Origin of the sequence: Aureivirga sp. CE67, from assembly GCF_015767245.1 — a bacterium.
In the GTDB taxonomy this organism is placed as follows: Bacteria; Bacteroidota; Bacteroidia; order Flavobacteriales; family Flavobacteriaceae; genus Aureivirga.
This window is the reverse complement of sequence record NZ_JADOTV010000024.1, coordinates 42,105-61,677: the sequence shown is the minus strand read 5'-3', so window position 1 is coordinate 61,677 and position 19,573 is coordinate 42,105. Positions and strand designations below refer to the sequence as shown.

General features: G+C 29.3%; 20 protein-coding genes. 13 read left to right on the top strand and 7 right to left on the bottom strand.

Features of this window, described 5'->3' with window-relative positions:
- Nucleotides 1–457 precede the first annotated feature (457 nt).
- From I0K12_RS19335 to I0K12_RS19325, 3 genes are all read right to left on the bottom strand, one after another.
- Nucleotides 458–1,414, bottom strand: a complete 957-nt coding sequence (locus I0K12_RS19335) for a transposase (RefSeq protein WP_196889795.1) — start codon at nucleotides 1,412–1,414, stop codon at nucleotides 458–460.
- A gap of 430 nt (nucleotides 1,415–1,844) precedes the next feature.
- Entirely contained in the window at nucleotides 1,845–2,885 is a 1,041-nt protein-coding gene (locus tag I0K12_RS19330; RefSeq protein WP_196889794.1) for an IS110 family transposase, read from the bottom strand.
- 257 nt (nucleotides 2,886–3,142) lie between these two features.
- Nucleotides 3,143–4,153 carry a glycosyltransferase family 2 protein gene (locus tag I0K12_RS19325; protein ID WP_196889792.1) on the bottom strand — a complete coding sequence of 337 codons (1,011 nt, stop codon included), beginning with the start codon at nucleotides 4,151–4,153 and terminating at the stop codon, nucleotides 3,143–3,145.
- A gap of 139 nt (nucleotides 4,154–4,292) precedes the next feature.
- On the opposite strand from I0K12_RS19325, the gene I0K12_RS19320 reads away from it, so the two are divergent.
- The 7 genes from I0K12_RS19320 (at nucleotide 4,293) to I0K12_RS19290 (ending at nucleotide 9,245) form a co-directional block, all read left to right on the top strand.
- Nucleotides 4,293–5,546: a 3-deoxy-D-manno-octulosonic acid transferase gene (locus I0K12_RS19320; protein ID WP_231372812.1), complete on the top strand. Its 1,254-nt coding sequence runs from the start codon at nucleotides 4,293–4,295 to the stop codon at nucleotides 5,544–5,546.
- 7 nt (nucleotides 5,547–5,553) lie between these two features.
- Nucleotides 5,554–6,111, top strand: coding sequence for a YeeE/YedE family protein (locus tag I0K12_RS19315; RefSeq protein WP_196889791.1), 558 nt, complete (start codon nucleotides 5,554–5,556; stop codon nucleotides 6,109–6,111).
- Nucleotides 6,112–6,114: 3 nt separating this feature from the next.
- On the top strand, nucleotides 6,115–6,528 hold the full coding sequence (locus tag I0K12_RS19310) for a DUF6691 family protein (RefSeq protein WP_196889790.1): 414 nt from the start codon (nucleotides 6,115–6,117) through the stop codon (nucleotides 6,526–6,528).
- Nucleotides 6,529–6,940: 412 nt separating this feature from the next.
- Nucleotides 6,941–7,657, top strand: coding sequence for a MotA/TolQ/ExbB proton channel family protein (locus tag I0K12_RS19305; protein WP_196889789.1), 717 nt, complete (start codon nucleotides 6,941–6,943; stop codon nucleotides 7,655–7,657).
- Between the two features lie 9 nt (nucleotides 7,658–7,666).
- On the top strand, nucleotides 7,667–8,128 hold the full coding sequence (locus I0K12_RS19300) for a hypothetical protein (RefSeq protein ID WP_196889788.1): 462 nt from the start codon (nucleotides 7,667–7,669) through the stop codon (nucleotides 8,126–8,128).
- A gap of 6 nt (nucleotides 8,129–8,134) precedes the next feature.
- Nucleotides 8,135–8,758: an ExbD/TolR family protein gene (locus tag I0K12_RS19295; RefSeq protein WP_196889787.1), complete on the top strand. Its 624-nt coding sequence runs from the start codon at nucleotides 8,135–8,137 to the stop codon at nucleotides 8,756–8,758.
- A gap of 16 nt (nucleotides 8,759–8,774) precedes the next feature.
- A complete protein-coding gene (locus tag I0K12_RS19290) occupies nucleotides 8,775–9,245 on the top strand; it encodes an ExbD/TolR family protein (protein ID WP_196889786.1) in 471 nt (156 codons plus the stop codon).
- A gap of 82 nt (nucleotides 9,246–9,327) precedes the next feature.
- On the opposite strand, the gene I0K12_RS19285 is transcribed toward I0K12_RS19290, so the two are convergent.
- A complete protein-coding gene (locus I0K12_RS19285) occupies nucleotides 9,328–10,371 on the bottom strand; it encodes a glycosyltransferase family 9 protein (RefSeq protein WP_231372811.1) in 1,044 nt (347 codons plus the stop codon).
- Nucleotides 10,372–10,427: 56 nt separating this feature from the next.
- A complete protein-coding gene (locus I0K12_RS19280; protein WP_196889785.1) occupies nucleotides 10,428–11,039 on the bottom strand; it encodes a hypothetical protein in 612 nt (203 codons plus the stop codon).
- Between the two features lie 298 nt (nucleotides 11,040–11,337).
- Here I0K12_RS19280 and pyrH point away from each other — a divergent pair, with 298 nt between their 5' ends.
- From pyrH to I0K12_RS19255, 5 genes are all read left to right on the top strand, one after another.
- On the top strand, nucleotides 11,338–12,045 hold the full coding sequence (pyrH, locus tag I0K12_RS19275; RefSeq protein ID WP_196889784.1) for a UMP kinase: 708 nt from the start codon (nucleotides 11,338–11,340) through the stop codon (nucleotides 12,043–12,045).
- 29 nt (nucleotides 12,046–12,074) lie between these two features.
- Nucleotides 12,075–12,629 (top strand): ribosome recycling factor, encoded by a 555-nt coding sequence (frr, locus tag I0K12_RS19270; RefSeq protein WP_196889783.1) that lies wholly within the window; start codon nucleotides 12,075–12,077, stop codon nucleotides 12,627–12,629.
- 87 nt (nucleotides 12,630–12,716) lie between these two features.
- Nucleotides 12,717–15,209, top strand: a complete 2,493-nt coding sequence (locus tag I0K12_RS19265; RefSeq protein WP_196889782.1) for a DUF5686 family protein — start codon at nucleotides 12,717–12,719, stop codon at nucleotides 15,207–15,209.
- 93 nt (nucleotides 15,210–15,302) lie between these two features.
- Complete coding sequence (rpoN, locus tag I0K12_RS19260; RefSeq protein ID WP_196889781.1) at nucleotides 15,303–16,757, top strand: RNA polymerase factor sigma-54; 1,455 nt, start codon at nucleotides 15,303–15,305, stop codon at nucleotides 16,755–16,757.
- 16 nt (nucleotides 16,758–16,773) lie between these two features.
- Nucleotides 16,774–17,400 carry a hypothetical protein gene (locus I0K12_RS19255; RefSeq protein ID WP_196889780.1) on the top strand — a complete coding sequence of 209 codons (627 nt, stop codon included), beginning with the start codon at nucleotides 16,774–16,776 and terminating at the stop codon, nucleotides 17,398–17,400.
- Nucleotides 17,401–17,403: 3 nt separating this feature from the next.
- Here I0K12_RS19255 and I0K12_RS19250 read toward each other — a convergent pair whose 3' ends face one another.
- Together I0K12_RS19250 and I0K12_RS19245 are read right to left on the bottom strand one after the other, a co-directional pair.
- Nucleotides 17,404–18,066, bottom strand: a complete 663-nt coding sequence (locus tag I0K12_RS19250; RefSeq protein WP_196889779.1) for an outer membrane beta-barrel protein — start codon at nucleotides 18,064–18,066, stop codon at nucleotides 17,404–17,406.
- Between the two features lie 63 nt (nucleotides 18,067–18,129).
- Nucleotides 18,130–18,990 (bottom strand): DUF3078 domain-containing protein, encoded by an 861-nt coding sequence (locus tag I0K12_RS19245; protein ID WP_196889778.1) that lies wholly within the window; start codon nucleotides 18,988–18,990, stop codon nucleotides 18,130–18,132.
- Between the two features lie 187 nt (nucleotides 18,991–19,177).
- On the opposite strand from I0K12_RS19245, the gene speD reads away from it, so the two are divergent.
- Nucleotides 19,178–19,561 (top strand): adenosylmethionine decarboxylase, encoded by a 384-nt coding sequence (speD, locus tag I0K12_RS19240; protein ID WP_196889777.1) that lies wholly within the window; start codon nucleotides 19,178–19,180, stop codon nucleotides 19,559–19,561.
- The last annotated feature ends 12 nt before the right edge of the window (nucleotides 19,562–19,573 follow it).

Sequence of the window (19,573 nt, the reverse complement as noted above, 5' to 3'; positions counted from 1 at the left end):
CATTGACAACCTGTCTTTAAACGATAAAGAATTAAGTTTAAAATTCTCCAAAAAGGAACTTTTAAATTTCTACCTAATGAAGGAAAATTAATCTTTGGTTGAATATGTTTGGTGATGATTTTTTTTGGTAATTTTGTTTCCATGCTGTAATTGATTTTTGTTTGTGTCAGAGCCAACAATATAATCTTTTACAGCTTTTTTTATTCAATTGATTCTTAAATATATATTTTTAAACAGATTCTTTTAGTGTATAATCGTCTTCCAAAAAGAAAATAATTAGGTTTTTATCTTTATTATTTTTGATTCGAACAAATAATGGAAAAATGAGTCATAACAATCTCTTTCCACTAAAAATACACTTTTTTAATAGTTTGATTTTAATCATTTTTTTTAAAAAAACTTACTTCTTTAAATAGATTATTTAAGATGCAAATCTACAAGTATTAACATATGGTGTTTATCTTTTAACTACAGCAAATGCTCTTGCAACTAATTTATTTTTTACAGCATTTAATGCTAGCATTTTAGGCTTGTTTTCTGCTAACTTTCTCTGATAATAATCTTGTAATTCTACATCGCATTGTATTACACTTTTAGCACACATATCTAAAAGGGATTTTACTTTCTTATTGGCTAAGCTAGAAACTTTTGTTTTTCCTCTAATACTCGTACCTGATTGATTATGAAAAGGTGCAATACCACAAAAAGAAGCAAATTTTCGAGCATTCTTAAATTTCGTAAAATTGTTAGTGTAAATAAGTAATGCGATAGCTGTTTGATTTCCTATTCCTTTTACACTTTTAACTAATTTAATATTCTTCTTTAAACTTTCATCTTCAGCAATAAGACTTTTAATTTGTTTTTCTAAAAGAACTATTTGCTTATCATAATAAGCTATAAAATCTTTTTGCATTTTAAAAAACACTTTAAACTCTTTTGCTTCAAAAACACCTTTCTGTTCTTTATGACGTACAATATGTCCTTTTTTTTGATTTACTAACTTAGATCTCATACTGTACAAGGTTTTTATCTTAAATAGATTAGCCCCTGAAAGGACAGTTTGTTTTAATTCTTCTCGACATCTATAGCCATATAAAGATATTCGATATGCATCAATAGCATCTGTTTTACCACGAACAACACCCATTGATTTTTTAATTTCTAATCCTGAAACTACTGAGAAATTACATTTTTTTTCTGTTAAAAAAAAAGAAATCAAATGTGAATATAATCCAGTATTTTCAAGTACAAACCAAAAATTATCCATAGAAACATCTTTAGATAAGCACCAATTATACATCTTAATAAAACCTTTGGGTGTATTTTTAAATAGATGCTGATCATTTGTCTTATAAAGGTGGATTACAAAATCTTTTTTAGCGATATCGATTCCTCCTATTTCTTTAATTTCCATAATTATTGTATCTTTAAGTTTGTAAATATGTTACCTTGACTAACACTTTTATTATGACTAAATCATAGTATTCTATCTGGTCCTCGGTAACGGTATAGAAAAAGTGAAGACTAATACCCTAAATAGTACCTAAGTACTAGATTGCAGCTAGTTTACTTCGCTCTTTTTTTAATTCTTATATTAAGATATACCTTACTTCCTTAGAAATAAATATTTTGTGAAAACCTTATTATTTTAAGAAACTAATTCATTCAATCATATTATACAAATCTAAAAGATTGTAGCGGCATCCTTTTTTGCTTTTCTTCATTTTGCTGCTTTAGCAAAAAAGATATAGCGGATAGGTACTATCTTAAAATCCAAATTTATTTTATATTTTTACATCTCTGAGGAGCGTATTTTTTATTATACTCTACCTTGTGTAGCACAGCTAGTTCTGTGCTACTTTTTTTTCTAAATTTTGAAAATAAATATTAGAATTATATTCTTGATTATTTTTCCATAAAGTATATATTAATACTAACATCTTTTTTTGAACAGCAACATAAGCTTTTAAAGGTTTAAGACTTCTTTCAAATATTCTATCGTAAAACACCTTAAACCTTTTTTCATATTTAACAACAACAAAGGATGGTAAGTGTAAAGCTCTTCTGATTCTACTATTTCCTCTTTTTGATATTTTAGTTTTACCAACATGTTTTCCTAAAGTGTTTTCAACAACATCAAAACCTGCAGAACTAACCAATCCTGGTATGTTTTTGAAATTTTCAAACTCAGCTGTTTCTGCTACAATAGTACATACAGTGATGAAACCAATACCTTTTACACCTAAAATATTTTCAATTTTCTTTTTTATATCTGGTCGATCATTCACTAATTTTTTCATCTCTTTTACCAAACAATCTTTTAACTTCTCATTAGCACTAATTAATTTTTTCATTTCACTTTTGATTTTATTACTAGAATAAACACCATATTCTAAGGCATGAAGTTGATTTTTATATGCAGTAATATTTTCTTGTGTTGTTTGATAAAACCTTGTAATTGTTTTTAATTCATAATAAAAAGGATCTAATGGTTTGAATTCTTCATGTTTTTGTTGTGCACACATCAAACTTAAACCATAGGCATCAATCTTATCGTTTTTTGATTTTAATCCTAAGGATTGTAAATGTTTTTGCGCTTTATTTGGTAAAACAACACTAATATTTGCTCCTTTAGCTGATAAACTATATGCTAATTCTTCATGATAAACTCCAGTTGCTTCTACTAAAATATAGACAGGAGTGCCTGTACTTTTACATTTTTTCTGTAACCATTCATAAAAAGCCTTAATTCCTGAAGCTGTATTGTCGAACTTTTTAGTTCCTTTTATCTTCGTATTTAACTCTATATCTAAACTGGTTAAACAAACATCAAATTTTTTGGAAGCCATATCAACTCCACATGCATACTTAATTAAAATTGTCATAATTATAGTGTTTTTTTTATCTTTCTTTTACAATTGCTCGTGAATACAGAATCAAGTCAATGCTTGTTCTTAGGTACTATTCCTGGTCTAAAAGAAATTAATGGATGGGGATAGCCTTTTTCGACAACATTGTGAATACACATGTCTAGCCCGAATACACTTCCTGACCATCCAAACTATTTTTACTTAAATGTAAAGATACGAGCCCAACCTTGTTTTGATAAGGGAAGCTCCAAATAATAATGTGAAGAAATATTTTAGTTGAATATGTCTTTGTAATGTAAGTTTGGATTCGAAATTAGCTTAAAGAGCATTGGAATTCGATTGAATTGATTTCTGCGAATTCGATTTATGATAAATCCTCCAAACGATAAATATAAAAATGGAAGTGTTGATTTTTTGAATTTTTTAGTGAAAAGAATCTTACTACGAATTCCGTAAAATTCGGCCAATTTGCTTGCTCCACCACCAGAACTTCCTCCACCTTTATGATAGATAAAAGTATCTTTTGAAAGTTGTGTTTGAAATCCTTTTTCTTCACCTCTTAAAACCCAGTCGAATTCTTCAAAATAAAGAAAGTATTTTTCTTCCATTAGGCCAACTTTTTCTAGATAATCTAAGGAAAGAAACATGGAAGCACCAATTGGATATTGAATTTCTGTCGTGGAAATATTTGTAATTGTTTCTTTAGGATGATTTGCACCAATTAAGCTGATTTTTCCGGTGTTGAAGTTATAAGTACCACCAAGTGCTTGAATTGTTTCAGGTTGGTCATATTCCATTAGAGGAATTCCTAAAATTCCTGTTTTTGGATTTTTCTGGAAAAAAGAAACTTGTTTTTCGATACAATCTTTTGGAATAACTGTATCGGTATTTAACAACCAAATTTTTGCATTTTTATTGGTTTCCGTTTTCTGAATATAGTTCAAAGCAATATTATTTCCAGCAGCAAAACCTTTATTTTCTTTTGCTTTTATAAGAAGAACTTTTTCATTATGTTGTCCTTCTAAGCCCTCTTCTTCGAAAAGAAGTTTGTAGGAAACAGGTTTTTCAGTGATTGGAAATACTAAGTATTCAAAATCAGATTTTAATTTCTTATTTTCTCCAGTTAGCCAATTTTCTAAATGAAAAATAGTATCGTCAGTCGGTGAATTGTCAACTAAAATTACCTGAAAATTCTGATAAGTTTGCTTGAAAATGCTTTCCAAACATTCTACAGAATCTTTCCAGTTGATATAATTTACTAAGACGATATATACTTTATCCATTTATTTTCCAATTAAAGGCAGCAAAGATACTAATATTCTATAGTTGGAGGAAATTTAAATTTTAGATTGTAAGTTTTTGTGTTTTTTGTGAGAAATGATACTGTAAAATTAAATGAACATCTTTTCATATATTTGCAAAATGATTTCGAATTTATATAATATTGGTGTTTATTTGACAGGTGGAGTTTTGAAAACTGTTGCTCTATTTCAGCCAAAAATGAAACTTTTTGTGGAGGGAAGAAAAGATGTTTTTCAAAACTTGGAAGCTTCAATTGACAAGGAAGAAAATTATGTTTGGATACATTGTGCTTCTTTGGGAGAATTTGAGCAAGGAAGACCTGTTATTGAAAAAATCAAAGCAAATTATCCGAATTATAAGATTATTTTGACTTTTTTTTCACCATCAGGATATGAGGTTCGAAAAAACTATGAAATGGCGGATATTATTTGTTATCTACCATTGGATTCGAAAAAAAATGCGAAAAAATTTCTGTCTTTGGTGAATCCGAAGGTTGCGATTTTTGTGAAATACGAATTTTGGCCAAATTATTTATTTCAACTTAAGAAAATGAATATTCCTACTATTTTAGTATCGGGAATATTTAGAAAAGATCAGGTGTTTTTTAAACCACAAGGAACATGGATGCGAAAAGCTTTGGGAGCTTTTTCTCATTTTTTTGTTCAGGATGAAAATTCGAAAGAATTATTGAATTCTATTGAATTTGAAAATGTAACTCGATGTGGTGATACAAGGTTTGATCGGGTTTTTGAGATTACACAGCAAGATAATACGCTTGATTTTATTGAGAAATTCAAAGATGAAAAGTTTACAATTGTTGCTGGAAGTAGTTGGAAAGATGATGAGGAACATTTGGTTTCTTATATCAATAATAAAATGCCAGAGGACGTGAAAATGATTATTGCGCCTCACAACATGGACAAAAAAGCTATAAAAGAACTAGAAAAAGGAATTGAAAAAAGGGTTGTTTTATTTTCTGATAAAGAGAATAAGAAGTTGGAAGAATACCAGGTTTTTATCATTGATACGATTGGTATTCTGACAAAGATTTACAGTTATGCTACAGTTGCCTATGTGGGTGGAGGATTTACAAAATCGGGAGTACATAATACATTAGAAGCTGCTACATATGGTTTGCCTATTGTGATTGGTCCTAATTTTAAAAAATTCAATGAAGTAAAAGAATTAGTGAATAGAAAAGCTTGTTTGACTTATAAAACACAGGCAGAATTGGATGAATTTTTTGGGAAATTATATTCAGATTCTGAATTTTTGAGAAAAACAGGAGCGTTATCAGATGTTTATGTAAAGGAAAATCTGGGAGCAACAAAAGCTATTTTGACTTATCTAGATCGAAAATTATCAACTAAATAATCAAATAATGGAATTTTTATTACAACCCTGGCCATGGTATTTTGCTGGCTTCATGATAGCCCTCGTCATGTTTTTACTTTTCTATTTGGGAAAGAGATTTGGTATTTCTTCCAATTTAGAAACGATGTGTACGATTGCGGGAGCATCGAAATTTTCAGATCATTTTAAAACAGATGTAAAATCGCAACAATGGAGTTTGATTTTTGTTTTGGGAGTAATTATTGGAGGTTTTATAGCTTATCATTACATGACTCCAGACAAATCAATTTCTTTGAACCCACAAACAGTTCAAGATCTACAAGAATTAAATTTTCAAAATGCTGGAGCTACTTATTTACCAAGTGAATTATTCAGTCTGGAAGCGATGCTTTCTCCAAAAGGATTTATTTTATTGCTTTTAGGAGGTTTTCTTGTAGGATTTGGAGCAAGATATGCTGGAGGATGTACTTCAGGGCATGCGATTACAGGATTGAGTAATTTAGATATTCTTTCTCTGTATGCTGTTATTGGTTTTTTTGTAGGAGGTTTAATTATGATTTGGGGTATCTTCCCGTTACTTTTTTAGGTTATGAAAAATATTAAATTTTTAGTTCTAGGAATTCTGTTTGGAATTATCTTGACAAAAGCAGAAGTGATTTCTTGGTATCGAATTTTTGAGATGTTTAAATTTCAATCTTTTCATATGTATGGAGTAATTGGAGTAGCAGTGGTTTTAGGAATCATTATTGCTCAATTATTTAAAAAAGGAATCTTAAAAGACATGAATGGTAATAAAATTGTGATTTCACCTAAGAAACCAGGATTTAAGCGAACTTTTTTTGGAGGAGTATTTTTTGGATTAGGTTGGGCTTTAGTAGGAGCTTGTCCTGGACCAATGTTTGCAATTTTAGGTCAAGGAGTTTGGGCAATAGTAGTGGTTATATTAGGAGCATTGCTTGGAGCTTTCACCTACGGTTTGTTTAAAAATAAATTACCACACTAAATAGAAGAGAATGTATGCTTTATAAAAAATGTTATTAAAAAATCGGCATACTATTTGATAAAGAATTTGAGTAAAATTGTTTTTATTTCGAGTAAATAAGAGTTGTTTGCTCTTAAACATATGGAAGCAACCATATAAGAACAAGGAATAAGTGTTAAAAATGTATATTATTTGTGTGTTAAATTTGGAGAAATGAAACATAAAATTTTTACAACTCAACATTTTTTCGTTATTTGCACCCTCTAAAAATGGATTTTTTAGAAATATGTAAGAAAATTAAACGGAAATTGACTTACATGTTGGTTGAGATTCTAAATGAACTCTATTTTGAGCTCAACTGAAAATTTATTTTTTAAATAAGAATAATTTTATATTTAACCCGTAAACTATTTAATAAATTAATTATTACACAATGAAAAGAGTACTTTCTATCCTAACAATGGGATTATTGTTTTTAGGAACAACAGGAGCTGCTTATGCACAAGAAGCTGCAGGTGAACCAACTTTTCACCAAGAATTAAAGCAACGTTTTATTGAAGGAGGACCTTTCTTCATGGGAATCGTATTAGTAGCATTAATTTTAGGATTAGCAATCGCTATTGAAAGAATTATCTACTTAAACATGGCTACAACTAACAAGAAAAAATTAGTTGGAAAAGTTGAAGACGCTTTAAAATCTGGAGGTGTTGAAGCTGCAAAAGAAGTTTGTAGAAATACAAAAGGACCTATCGCTTCTATCTTCTATCAAGGATTAGACAGAATGGACGAAGGTGTTGATGCTGCAGAAAAAGCTGTTGTTGGATACGGTGGAGTACAAATGGGATTATTAGAGAAAAATATTTCATGGTTATCTTTATTTATTGCCTTAGCTCCAATGTTAGGATTCATGGGAACAGTTATTGGTATGATTGATGCATTCGACTCGATTCAAGCAGCAGGAGATATTTCTCCAACAGTAGTAGCAGGAGGTATTAAAGTTGCCTTATTAACAACTGTATTTGGTCTTGTAGTAGCGATTATTCTTCAAATTTTTTACAACTACATCATTTCTAAAGTTGATGGAATTGTAAATACAATGGAAGATGCTTCTATCGAATTAATTGACTTACTTGTGAAAAACAAAAAATAAGACACAAACATGAATAAATTATCAAAAATATTAACAGGTGTTGCTGCACTTATTGGTATTGTTGCTTTCTTTTTCTTAATTCGTATCATCCTAACAGGTGATGAGACATTAAAGACAGATTTAGAAGCACAAGCTAGTATTGTATCTCCATTTGTTTCATTCTCGATAGCAATGCTTGTGATTACAGCAGTTATTACTGTTTTGTTTTCATTAGTTAATTTGCTAAAACAACCAGAGGTGTTGAAAAAATCACTTATCTCGGTTGGAGCTCTTGCAGTAGTTCTTATTATAGCTTATTCAACAGCTGGATCTGAGCAAGTAATGGATGCTGCTAACATTGAAGTATTATCTGAAGCTGGATCATCAACTTCTAAATGGGTTAGTACATTGATCACATATAGTTTCATTTTAGGAGCTATTGGTTTAATATTTATATTATTTGATTTCATTAAATCATTAATTAAAAACTAAAATAGTATGGCAAGAAGAGAAAATCCTGAAATTAACGCTGGATCGATGGCTGACATCGCATTCTTGCTTTTAATATTTTTCCTTGTTACAACTACAATGGATGTGGACTCTGGAATTTCTAGAAAATTACCAGAAAAACAGCCTGATACTGATATAAAACCACCAGTTTTAAAAGAAAAGAATATTTTCGAGGTGAATATCAATAGAAATAATGATTTGTTAGTTGAAGGTGACGCAATGAAAATTGAAGACCTTAGACAAGCAGCTATTGATTTTATCGATAATGGTGGAGGAAACGGTAAAAAAGTTGATGGTAAAGAAGGAGAACCTTGTGATTACTGTAATGGTGCAAAGTCTCCAACTTCATCAGATCACCCAAATAAAGCGGTAATTTCTATTCAGAGTGATAGAGGTACAGATTATGGAATGTTCGTTTCAGTTCAAAATGAGTTAGGAGCAGCATATACAGAATTAAGAAACCGTTTAGGGTTGAAAAAATACAATAGATCTTATACTGATTTAGTGAAAGATTTAAGTAATAACAAAGGAAATGAAGAATTAAAAGCTAAAATTTCGTTTTTAAAGAAAGCATATCCACAAGTTATTTCTGAAGCAGAACCAACAAAATAATTTAAAACAGTAAGAAATGTCAAAGTTTAAAAAGAAGAAAAAAGGATTGCCAGCAATTTCTACGGCTTCATTACCTGATATTGTTTTCATGCTGTTATTCTTTTTCATGGTTAGTACGGTAATGCGTGAAACGGATTTAAAAATCCAAACACCAAAATTACCTAGCGCTACAGAAGTAAAAAAGTTAGAACATAAAAGTTTGGTTAGTACTATTTATGTAGGAAAATCAAAAGATGGAAAAATAAAAGGTGATTTAATCCAATTAAATGACAAAATCGCTAGAGTGAGTGATGTAAGAAGTTTTATCTATTCAGAGAGAGCTAAGCACAGTGAAGACGAAGTTGCCTTCATGACTACATCAATCAAAGCTGATAAAAAGTCAAGTGTTGGTACAATTACAGATATCAAAACAGAATTACGTGAAATCAACGCTCTTAAAATTAGTTATTCAACTAGTAAAGGAGAAGTTTTTAACAATGTTGAGTAGTAATTTTTGAATTTGAAAAACATATAAAAAGCCGATGAATTAATTTCATCGGCTTTTTTATTTTTTAAACGTAATAAAAAGTTTAAATATATTTTTTAATCTTATTTACAATTGCTTCGGGAGAAATAGAAAGCATTACATCTTCATATCCTTCTACTTGCTTATTACCATAAATAGAAGTTGGAATTTTTGGATATTTTTCTAAATCTGGAAGTAACCAATTTTCTTCATTTTGAGCAAAAGGAATAAAACCTGCATAAGGATGTGTTGCTCCCCAAATTGTAATTGTTGGAATTCCTAGCATAGCGGAAAAATGTCCATTCCCAGAGTCCATACTTAGCATACAATTTAGATTTGAAATTAAAGCTAATTCATCTTTTAATTTAATTTTTCCTGCAACATTATAAACATTGTCAAATTTATCTGAAACCTTGTTTAAAAGCTCTACTTCTTTTTTTCCACCACCAAATAAAAGAACCTTTACATTTTTTTCTTTTTCTAGTTTAGAAATAACAATTTCCATTTGGTCTAATGGATACATTTTTGGTTGATGTTGTGCAAAAGGAGCAATTCCAATTAAAATATCTTTTTCATCAAAATGAATCTCTTCTGAAATAATCGTTGGTAAACTTTGCTTAGATGGAAAAATAGGGTTGCTTAAATCAATTTTAAATCCAAAAGATCTAAATACATTTGCATATCTTTCGTGCGTTGTTTTAAGCTGTTTGAAAACCTTATTTTCATGTTTGGTTAAAGCTTTCTTTTCCTTTCGCCCTTTATCAATATTAAAAGTTTTAATTCCACCTATTTTAAAATAAGTTCTTAGAATTTTTGAACGTAAAACATCATGTAAATCTGCAACAGCATCGATGTTTAATTGTTTTAATTCTTTGTATAAAGTAAATAATCCAGAAGCTCCTTTGTGCTTTCCGTTTACATCAGCAGCGTAAAAAGACACATTTTGAATATCATCAAAAAGAGGTTTTAGAAATGCTCTAGATAACACTGTAATTTTTATCTCTGGATAGTTTTTAGATACTTCTCTAAGTACAGGAACTGTCATTGCAACATCTCCCATAGCAGAAAGACGAATAACTAAAATATGTTTTGGTAAATTGGTCTTCATTCTAAAAAAAATATTAGACAAAAATACTATAAAATAAATCAGGAAGTTGGTTTTGATTATTTTAAAATATCTCTAACAGTGATTTGTTTTTTATCATTCATAAACCAAAGTTCCCCGTAGATATGTACTTTTTCTCCTTTTTCTAACATTCGAAAATTAGCATGATTTTCTCCAAGATTTGGAATGCTAATCGTAGCATAATAAAATAAATCATTCGAACGGATTTTTGCTGTATATCCATCTTTTTCGTTTTTGATTTCTTCTACGATTCCTTTTAATTTAAAATGATTTGTGTTTTCACTAAGAATTTTCTTAACCGTAATTCTTCGATGATTATCCATCTCCCAAACAGATCCAAATACTGCTACATTATTCCCAACTTTTAAATCTGTATAACCACCGTGTCTTCCAAGGTTTGGAATACTGATTAAAGCTTTATAAGATTTGTTATTCTTTGTTTCAATTATTGCAACATAACCATCTTTTCCATCGTGAATAGAAACTACTTTTCCGAAAATATTTTCTTCTGTTTCTTTCGTCTGTTTTTTTGTAGAAGTTGAATTAGAATTACTAGTCAAGCTACTTTGCATTGGAATTTGCTGTCTTGAAGAAGAACATGAATTTAAAACTAAGAGCGCTGTAAATAATAGAATAGAATATTTCTTCATTTTTGGTTTATTAGGTTCGGGAATTTCTTAGCAAAAATTTTGCCTAAATTATATTTTTGCTTCAATTCTCAAAATTTTAATTGATAATACGCTAACGAACAAGTGTAATGTTTATTTTTTATTAAATTCACATTCTGAAAATAATTTTTGTATTGAAATTAAAACTGAAATATTTATAAATTATATAAAAATGATCTATTAAAGAACTTGTAAAGTTTTTGGGAATAAAAACAATTTCAGGACTTAGACTTTGTATGACCTTGAAAATAATTATATTTGCAAAACTTTCATTCAGATTATGCAATACAAAAGAATTCTTTTAAAACTAAGTGGAGAAGCGTTGATGGGAGACCGTCAATATGGAATTGATCCAAAGAGACTTGCGGAATATGCTGCAGAGATTAAAGAGGCTGTTGATAAAGGTGTTGAAATCGCAATTGTAATTGGTGGTGGAAATATCTTTAGAGGAGTTGCCGGAGCTAGTAATGGTATCGATAGAGTACAAGGAGATTATATGGGGATGTTAGCCACTGTAATCAACGGATTAGCTTTACAAAGTGCAATTGAAGAAACTGGAGTTAAGACTAGATTATTAACTGCCATTAAAATGGAGCAAGTAGCAGAACCATTTATTAAAAGAAGAGCAGTTCGTCACCTTGAAAAAGGAAGAGTTGTGATTTTTGGTTCTGGAACAGGAAATCCATATTTTACAACAGATACTGCTGCTGTATTAAGAGCAATTGAAATTGGAGCAGAAGCAATCTTCAAAGGAACGAGAGTAGATGGAATCTATTCTTCTGACCCAGAAAAAGATGAAAATGCAACAAAATTTGACACGATTACGTTTAAAGAAGTGTTGAGTAAAGGATTAAAAGTAATGGATCTTACAGCATTTACTTTAAGTCAAGAAAATGATTTACCAATTGTTGTTTTTGATATGAATACGGAAGGAAACTTAATGAAAGTTCTTTCAGGTGAAAATATCGGAACAGTTGTTGAAAATTAATATCCGTCTAACAGATAAAATATTTAAAAATGAACGAAGAGATTAGTTTCATTATAGACACTGCGAAAGAGCAAATGGAAGGTGCAATTGCACATTTAGAAAAGGAATTCAGAAACATTAGAGCTGGAAAAGCTACTCCTGCAATGCTTGGTAGTGTGATGGTTGATTACTATGGTTCACAAACACCTTTAAGTCAAGTAGCAAATGTAAATACTCCAGATGCGAGAACAATTTCTGTTCAACCATGGGAGAAAAACATGTTACAAGAGATTGAAAAAGCGATCATGATTGCAAACTTAGGATTCAATCCTATGAACAATGGTGATGTTATCATTATCAACGTACCACCATTAACTGAAGAAAGAAGACGTGATTTATCTAAGCAAGCAAAATCAGCTGCTGAACATGATAAAGTAAGTATTCGTAATGCAAGAAAAGAAGCAAACAACGAAATCAAAAAAGTAGATGCTTCTGATGATGAAAAGAAAAATGCAGAATTAGATGTTCAGGAATTAACTAACGCTTATATCAAGAAAGTAGATGCGTTATATTCTGAAAAAGATAAAGAAATCATGACTGTATAATTAAGTCATAGATATACAAGATATTGAAAGCACTCTAATTCAGAGTGCTTTTTTATTATATTTACTTATAATCAAACAGTAGATATAATGCGCAAACATTTACTTTTTATTATTTTATTTGTCTTTAGTTGTACTTATTCTCAAGATTATGAGGGGGTTGTGCTTTTGGAGGATTCCGAAAATGTAATTCCATTTGTTTCTGTAAAAGTTGGTAAAAAAGTAGTCACAGTCTCAGATTTGGACGGAGAATTTTGGATTCCTGATTCTTTAAATGTTAAAGTTTTCACATTTTATCGAAAAGGGTACTTTGAAAAAGAGGTGGAATTCACTAAAGATGGTTTTCAAAAAATATATTTAAAAAAAGATACTTCTAAAACGCAAGAATACAACACTCCCATTGTAGAAAATATTATTCAAAATGCTGTAAAAAATAAGGAGAGAAATAATTATAAAGAACAACTAAGAAGTTTTGAATACGAAAGTTATTCGAAGACAATTATTTCTGCACATACAGATTCTTTAGATTTTGTTATAGATACGATTTTTAAAAGAAGAGGAAAGAAAAAAATATTCAAAAAATTAGATTCAACAAATTATAAGTTGAAGAAAGATCTGGAGAATAATGATATTTATTTGATTGAAAAACTGTCAGATTTTAAATTTAAAAAAGGGGAAAAAGAAAGAGAATTTATAGAAGCTTCTAAAATGGCAGGATTAAAAACACCAATTTATGAAGTGTTAGCTTATCAGCTGCAAAATTACTCTCCTTATGACAAACATTACATTATTGCTGGAACAAAATACACAAATCCAATAGCAGATAAAGCTTATAAACATTATGATTATCAATTATTAGATTCGACAGTTTTAAATAATAGAAAACAATACATTGTTGAGTTTAAACCAAAAGATTTTAAACGTAAAACAAGAATAATTGGATACTTATATATTGATGCTACTTCTTTTGCAATTACTAAAATTCAAGCGGAAATCACGGGATTGATTGATTTGAAAATTGTACAAAATTATAAGCTTTTGAAAGATTATGATTTATGGTTTCCAAATGGGAAAGTTACTTTTATTAAAAAAGGAGCAAATCATGGAGGGATTGAAGTTTTTGGACAATCGATTAAGATTTTGAAAAAAGATAAAATGCCTCGTAGTTATTCTACAGCAGAAGAAAAACCTGAAAATACTTTATATATTTATTCAAGATCAAATGTTACTAATTTGAAAGTGAATAAGCCGATTAGTAATTTTCACAATATTGCAGAAGTTGTTTATGAAAAAAATACGCCTAAAGAAAATGCTAAACTTTTAGAAGAATACAGAACAGAAAAATTATCTGAAAGAGATGAAAATACTTATAAAGTAATTGATAGTGTTTTTAATAAAAGACATGTGGAAACTAAGATTTATTATGGAAGAAATATTTTAAAAGGAATTTTTCCAACGAAATATTTAGATTTAAATCTAGGGAAAATTATCAATTTGAATAACTATGAAGGTTTTCGAATTGGACTAGGAGGAAAAACTACAGATGCTTTAAGTGAAAAGTTTAGGTTGAACTCCTATTTTGCTTATGGTACAAAAGATGGTAAGTTTAAATATCATTACGGAATTGAATTTCCTCTCGAAAAATCTACAAATACTTGGATTGGAATAGGACATACAGATGATCTTAGCGAAGCTGCTGCATTGGATTTTAATATTGAAAATAAATCTTTTTCACCAATTAATCCAAGGAATTTAAACATTAGTAAGTTTTATAATTACAAAACACTTTCAGCACATCTAACGCATGATTTTCATCCAAACTTAGAAGCAAAACTAGAGTTGAGTGCAGGAGAATATAAATCTTTGTTTAATTATACTTTTATTTCTCCGACTAGGCTTTTACACGAATATAATTTATCATTAGCCACTTTAGCTGTAAACTATAATCCTTCCAATGAATATATGCAATCTCCGATTGGAAAACTTCGAATTAAGAATGGATATCCAAAAATGACTTTCCAACTTACACAAAGTTTCGAAAATGTTGCAGATAGTGATTTTGGTTTTACAAGATTTAATTTTAGAATAATTCAAGATATTCGACATACTTTTAAAGGACAAACTTCTGTGCTTCTTCAAGGTGGAATTGTTTTCGGAGAAGTGCCAATTTCGCATCTTTATAATGCCACACCAAACTATACACATAAAAATCCTTGGTACCGAAGAATCACATTTGCAGGGAAAAACGCATTTGAAACGATGCTTTACAACGAATTTTTGTCAGATAAGTACATGATGGTACAATTATTTCATAAGTTTGAACCGATTGAAATAATAGGAAAGTTTCAACCACAGATTTCTTTGATCACCAGAGCAGCAATTGGAGATATAGAATTCCCGTTAATGCAGAAAGGTGTAAGTTTTAAATCGATGAGAAAAGGATACTATGAAAGCGGAATCGAATTTAACAATCTTTTAAAAGGCTTTGGAATAAGTGCGTTTTACAGATACGGGCCATATTCAAATCCTGAATGGAGTGATAATCTAGCAGTTAAAGCAACTTTTCATTTGAAAATATTCTAAACACTGAAAAAGTAGATTATTTAAAAGAAAACTGGATAAGGAATCTTCCTAATTTTAAAACATTAAATATTTATCTTTTCTTATCTTTGAGGTATGTTAAAACAAGGATTACATCAAAAATTATTACAAAAATTATCTCCGCAACAGATTCAGTTGATGAAATTGATTCAGTTGCCTACTTTGGCATTTGAACAAAAACTGAAACAAGAGTTGGAGGAAAACCCTGCATTGGAAGTTGGTAAAGAACATGAGGAAGATTATGATTCTTATCAAGATGAATATGATGATTCAGGAAATGAAAAAATTGAAGCAGAAGATATTGATATCGATGCTTATTTGAGTGATGATGAAATTCCGAGTTATAAACTGTCTTCAAACAATTATTCTTCGGATGAGGAAGAAAAATATACGCCTTATGCTTCAGGAACAAGTTTTCATCAGTTTTTGGAAAGCCAGTTGCAAACCGTTACACTTTCAGAGCAAGATTATAAAATTGCAGAATTTTTAGTTGGAAGTATCGACGAAAGCGGGTATATCCGAAGAGAATTGATTGATATTATTGATGATTTAGCCTTTACACAAAACATTTTTACAACAGAAGAAGATGTAGAAAAATTACTTCGAATCATTCAGAATTTTGACCCAGCAGGAGTTGGAGCAAGAGATTTGAGAGAATGTTTGATTTTACAATTAAAACGTAAAAAAACAACAGAAAGTAAAGAGCTAGCAATTGAAATTTTAGAAAAATCTTTTGATGCTTTTGTAAAGAAACATTATCAGAAATTATTACAAAAATTCAATATCAACGAAGAAGAATTAAAAGATGCAATTCTTGAAATAGAAAAATTAAATCCAAAACCAGGAGGAGCTTATGCGCAAGATAATAAGATTGCAGAGCAGATTATCCCTGATTTTACGATACGAATTGTAGATGGTGAGTTAGAATTAAGTCTGAATGGTAGAAATGCTCCAGAGTTAAAGATTTCTAACGAATACACGAATCTTTTAAAAGGATATAAAGAATCTAAAGTAAAAACAAAATCACAGAAAGATGCAGTTCTTTTTATTAAACAAAAATTGGATGCAGCAAAGTGGTTTATAGATGCAATCATACAAAGACAGCAAACGCTTCTGTTGAATATGAATGCGATTATGGAATATCAAAGAGAATATTTTTTAACTGGAGACGAGCGAAAGTTAAAACCGATGATTCTTAAAGATATTGCAGATAAAATCAACATGGATATTTCGACTGTTTCTCGTGTGGCAAATAGCAAATATGTTACTACGCCATATGGAACGAAATTGATTAAAGAATTCTTCTCAGAATCGATGAAAAATACACAAGGAGAAGATGTTTCTACAAAAGAGATTAAGACAATACTTTCAAATGTAATCGAAGATGAGGATAAAAACTCTCCATTTACAGATGAAAAATTGGCAAAAATTTTAAAAGAAAAAGGGTATCCGATTGCAAGAAGAACGATTGCAAAATATAGAGAACAGCTAGATATTCCGGTTGCAAGACTTAGAAAAAAGATATTATAATTTTTAAAACAATGTGATGATTGAAAATTCAAATAAAGTTGATAAGATAATATCTTATGTGTTACATCCTATTTTGTTTCCGCTGATTGCAACATTGTTTTATTTACTGATTTCTCCATTTTATTTAGAAACAAGACAAGAATATATTCTGATTTCTATTGTTTTTGTAGCAACTTATATTATTCCGATTTTGCTTTTATATTTAATGAGAAAACTGAAACTCATCAGTTCTTATCAAATAGAAGATATAAATGAGCGAAGATTCCCACTATTTTTAAGTTTTTTAATTACACTTTTTGTTGGAAGATTGATTTATCAGTCGGGAATGACTTACTTTTTATCGATTTTCTTTTTTGGGTCTTCTATTACTTTTTTTATAGCTTATATGATGGTTTTAATGAAAATAAAACTAAGTCTTCATACTGCAGGAATCAGTAGCTTACTTGGTTTTTTTATAGGTATAAGTTATATTTTTTCTAAGAACCTTTTAATCTTAATTGCTGTGTTTTCTATCCTTACAGGACTTTCTGCTTCTAATAGATTAAAGCTAGAAGCGCATACACAAAAAGAAGTTTATCTAGGTATCTTAGTTGGATTTTTAACGCAAATTGCTGTTGCTGCTTATTATTTTTATTTTCTTTAAAATTTAAAATAAATAGAAAGAAAGACCAATTCTTAAATCTTTTACAGCATCAGATTTTCCGTCTACTAATGCATTTTTAAACAATGGTTGTAATTCATAATATACATGAAGATTAAACGAACTATAACCAGCTGTGATATAAAAACCATACAAGAATTTTTCAAAAATATCCCTGTTTTTTATTTTAAAATTATTGTTTTCAGAATCGTGAACAAATTTTCTTGAAATTAAATAAGAAGCTTTAAATCCGGTATAAATTCTCCAAAATTTTAATTTAGTAGCAGTAGAAGTTCTCCAACGATATTCGATTGGAATTTCAAATCCGCTTGTAGAGTATCTATTGGTACTAAAAGAAGTAATTGGTTCGAAAGAATCATTGTCTTCTAAATAAAGATTTTGAATGTAATTATTGAAAACATATCCAAGTCCAATTCCAATTGCTTTATTTCTTCTTTTATTTATAGGGAAATCACGAATAAAACCAAACCCAATTCCAAAAGATAATCCTCTTTGAAATACATCCGTAGGTTTATTTAATAATAAATTGTATGTGGCATTTAAATAGATTTGATCTTCTCGATATTTATGGTCGATGGAGTCCAAATCTACTTGAGAAAAACCTAAAAATGGTATTAAAAATAAAAGCGTAAAAAGTGTTTTTTTCATAAAAATAAAATTACCCAAATAAACAGTAGAATTCAAAAATAAATAGAAATAATTTTAGCTGTATTATAAACCAATATTTAAACCTAAACCGAATAATTGTTTTGTTTGAATTTTGGAAGAAGCATTGCTATCAGAGACAATTTCAATATTAAGATTTGTAGAAATATATTTGTTGACTTTCATCGTGACATTCAATTGATAATCTATAAGCGCATTGTTGAATTCTTTTAAATAATCCGCATAAAGAGTTAGAATATTTTCAAAGTAAATATTATCGATGATTTCAAATTTATAATACAAAGTTGCATTAAAACCAAATTCATAATTTAAGGTTTTTCCCTCTTCTACGCTAAAATTTCCAGATTGTTCAGGCTTTACAACCGTTACACGAGAAGTTGCTGGAGATAGATTTAAATAAAAATCATCGGATTCTTTCCAAAGCATTCCAGGACCAAAATAAAAATATCCAGGAGAAAGGAAATCGGAAATTTTAACCAATGGATCTGCATTATAATCTTTATATCCTTTTGTGAATTGGGTTTTGATATTTGTAAAAAAAGAATAACTCCATCTTCCTCCAGCTTTGTAACCAAGAACACTATTTATTTCAATTTTATCATCTGTTTTTTTTACATTTTTATCAGCAGTTTTCGAAAGTCCGAAGGCAGCCATGATTCTAGAATTCCAAGTCCAAGGACCACGTTTGTAATTCATATTATAATTCAACATTACATTTCCTCCAATATTATTATCTCCTCCTGCTACCCAATTGGAATAGGAAGATTGGTTTAAAATAAATTTGAAACTTCCTTTATTATCCCAAGCTTTTGTAGGTTTTATACTTATGGAGGTAGAGTCGCTGACTTGTGCAGAGGAAGCTAAATTTATCATGAAAAATAAAATAAAACAGATAATTTTTTTCATCAATATTTCATTCTAAGTTTACTTTTAAAAATAGTTACAAAAAATAGTAAATGAAGTTAACCGAAAGTTAAAACATCCTTTAAAAAAGAAGCTTTTTTAATAGAATACTGTAAAAATTTAAAGGGATTATCTATAAAAATTAACAAAGTTTTTTAGAATTAGTATATTTGAATTTTATTAAAAAAATATGCACAAATATTTAGGGTTTGAAACTGCCATAGAGTTTTACGGATGTGATTCCGAGTTGATTGATAATCGAGATTTTATTGAAGAAATTTTATTGAAAACTGCTGAAATTTTAAACTTAACAGTAGTAAATACAACAATTCATAAATTTTCTCCAATAGGAGTTAGCGGTGTGATTGTAATTGCCGAAAGTCACATTGCAGTACATACTTGGCCAGAGCACGGTTATGTTGCTATTGATTTTTTTACTTGTAATCAGACGTATAACTATGAGGAAGGAATTTCTTATCTGAAAGAAGTTTTACAAGCAAGTTTTTTTGAGAAAAAAGAAATAAGAAGAGGAGATTTGGAAACAATCAAAAAGCACTTACCTATCTTAAAATAGTGCGTATTTTTT

What these genes read in the sequence shown, in the direction of transcription:
- I0K12_RS19335 (WP_196889795.1), bottom strand. Translation starts at nt 1,414, where the DNA reads ATGGAAATTAAAGAAATAGGAGGAATCGATATCGCTAAAAAAGATTTT.
- I0K12_RS19330 (WP_196889794.1), bottom strand. Translation starts at nt 2,885, where the DNA reads ATGACAATTTTAATTAAGTATGCATGTGGAGTTGATATGGCTTCCAAA.
- I0K12_RS19325 (WP_196889792.1), bottom strand. Translation starts at nt 4,153, where the DNA reads ATGGATAAAGTATATATCGTCTTAGTAAATTATATCAACTGGAAAGAT.
- I0K12_RS19320 (WP_231372812.1), top strand. Translation starts at nt 4,293, where the DNA reads ATGATTTCGAATTTATATAATATTGGTGTTTATTTGACAGGTGGAGTT.
- I0K12_RS19315 (WP_196889791.1), top strand. Translation starts at nt 5,554, where the DNA reads ATGGAATTTTTATTACAACCCTGGCCATGGTATTTTGCTGGCTTCATG.
- I0K12_RS19310 (WP_196889790.1), top strand. Translation starts at nt 6,115, where the DNA reads ATGAAAAATATTAAATTTTTAGTTCTAGGAATTCTGTTTGGAATTATC.
- I0K12_RS19305 (WP_196889789.1), top strand. Translation starts at nt 6,941, where the DNA reads ATGAAAAGAGTACTTTCTATCCTAACAATGGGATTATTGTTTTTAGGA.
- I0K12_RS19300 (WP_196889788.1), top strand. Translation starts at nt 7,667, where the DNA reads ATGAATAAATTATCAAAAATATTAACAGGTGTTGCTGCACTTATTGGT.
- I0K12_RS19295 (WP_196889787.1), top strand. Translation starts at nt 8,135, where the DNA reads ATGGCAAGAAGAGAAAATCCTGAAATTAACGCTGGATCGATGGCTGAC.
- I0K12_RS19290 (WP_196889786.1), top strand. Translation starts at nt 8,775, where the DNA reads ATGTCAAAGTTTAAAAAGAAGAAAAAAGGATTGCCAGCAATTTCTACG.
- I0K12_RS19285 (WP_231372811.1), bottom strand. Translation starts at nt 10,371, where the DNA reads ATGAAGACCAATTTACCAAAACATATTTTAGTTATTCGTCTTTCTGCT.
- I0K12_RS19280 (WP_196889785.1), bottom strand. Translation starts at nt 11,039, where the DNA reads ATGAAGAAATATTCTATTCTATTATTTACAGCGCTCTTAGTTTTAAAT.
- pyrH (WP_196889784.1), top strand. Translation starts at nt 11,338, where the DNA reads ATGCAATACAAAAGAATTCTTTTAAAACTAAGTGGAGAAGCGTTGATG.
- frr (WP_196889783.1), top strand. Translation starts at nt 12,075, where the DNA reads ATGAACGAAGAGATTAGTTTCATTATAGACACTGCGAAAGAGCAAATG.
- I0K12_RS19265 (WP_196889782.1), top strand. Translation starts at nt 12,717, where the DNA reads ATGCGCAAACATTTACTTTTTATTATTTTATTTGTCTTTAGTTGTACT.
- rpoN (WP_196889781.1), top strand. Translation starts at nt 15,303, where the DNA reads ATGTTAAAACAAGGATTACATCAAAAATTATTACAAAAATTATCTCCG.
- I0K12_RS19255 (WP_196889780.1), top strand. Translation starts at nt 16,774, where the DNA reads ATGATTGAAAATTCAAATAAAGTTGATAAGATAATATCTTATGTGTTA.
- I0K12_RS19250 (WP_196889779.1), bottom strand. Translation starts at nt 18,066, where the DNA reads ATGAAAAAAACACTTTTTACGCTTTTATTTTTAATACCATTTTTAGGT.
- I0K12_RS19245 (WP_196889778.1), bottom strand. Translation starts at nt 18,990, where the DNA reads ATGAAAAAAATTATCTGTTTTATTTTATTTTTCATGATAAATTTAGCT.
- speD (WP_196889777.1), top strand. Translation starts at nt 19,178, where the DNA reads ATGCACAAATATTTAGGGTTTGAAACTGCCATAGAGTTTTACGGATGT.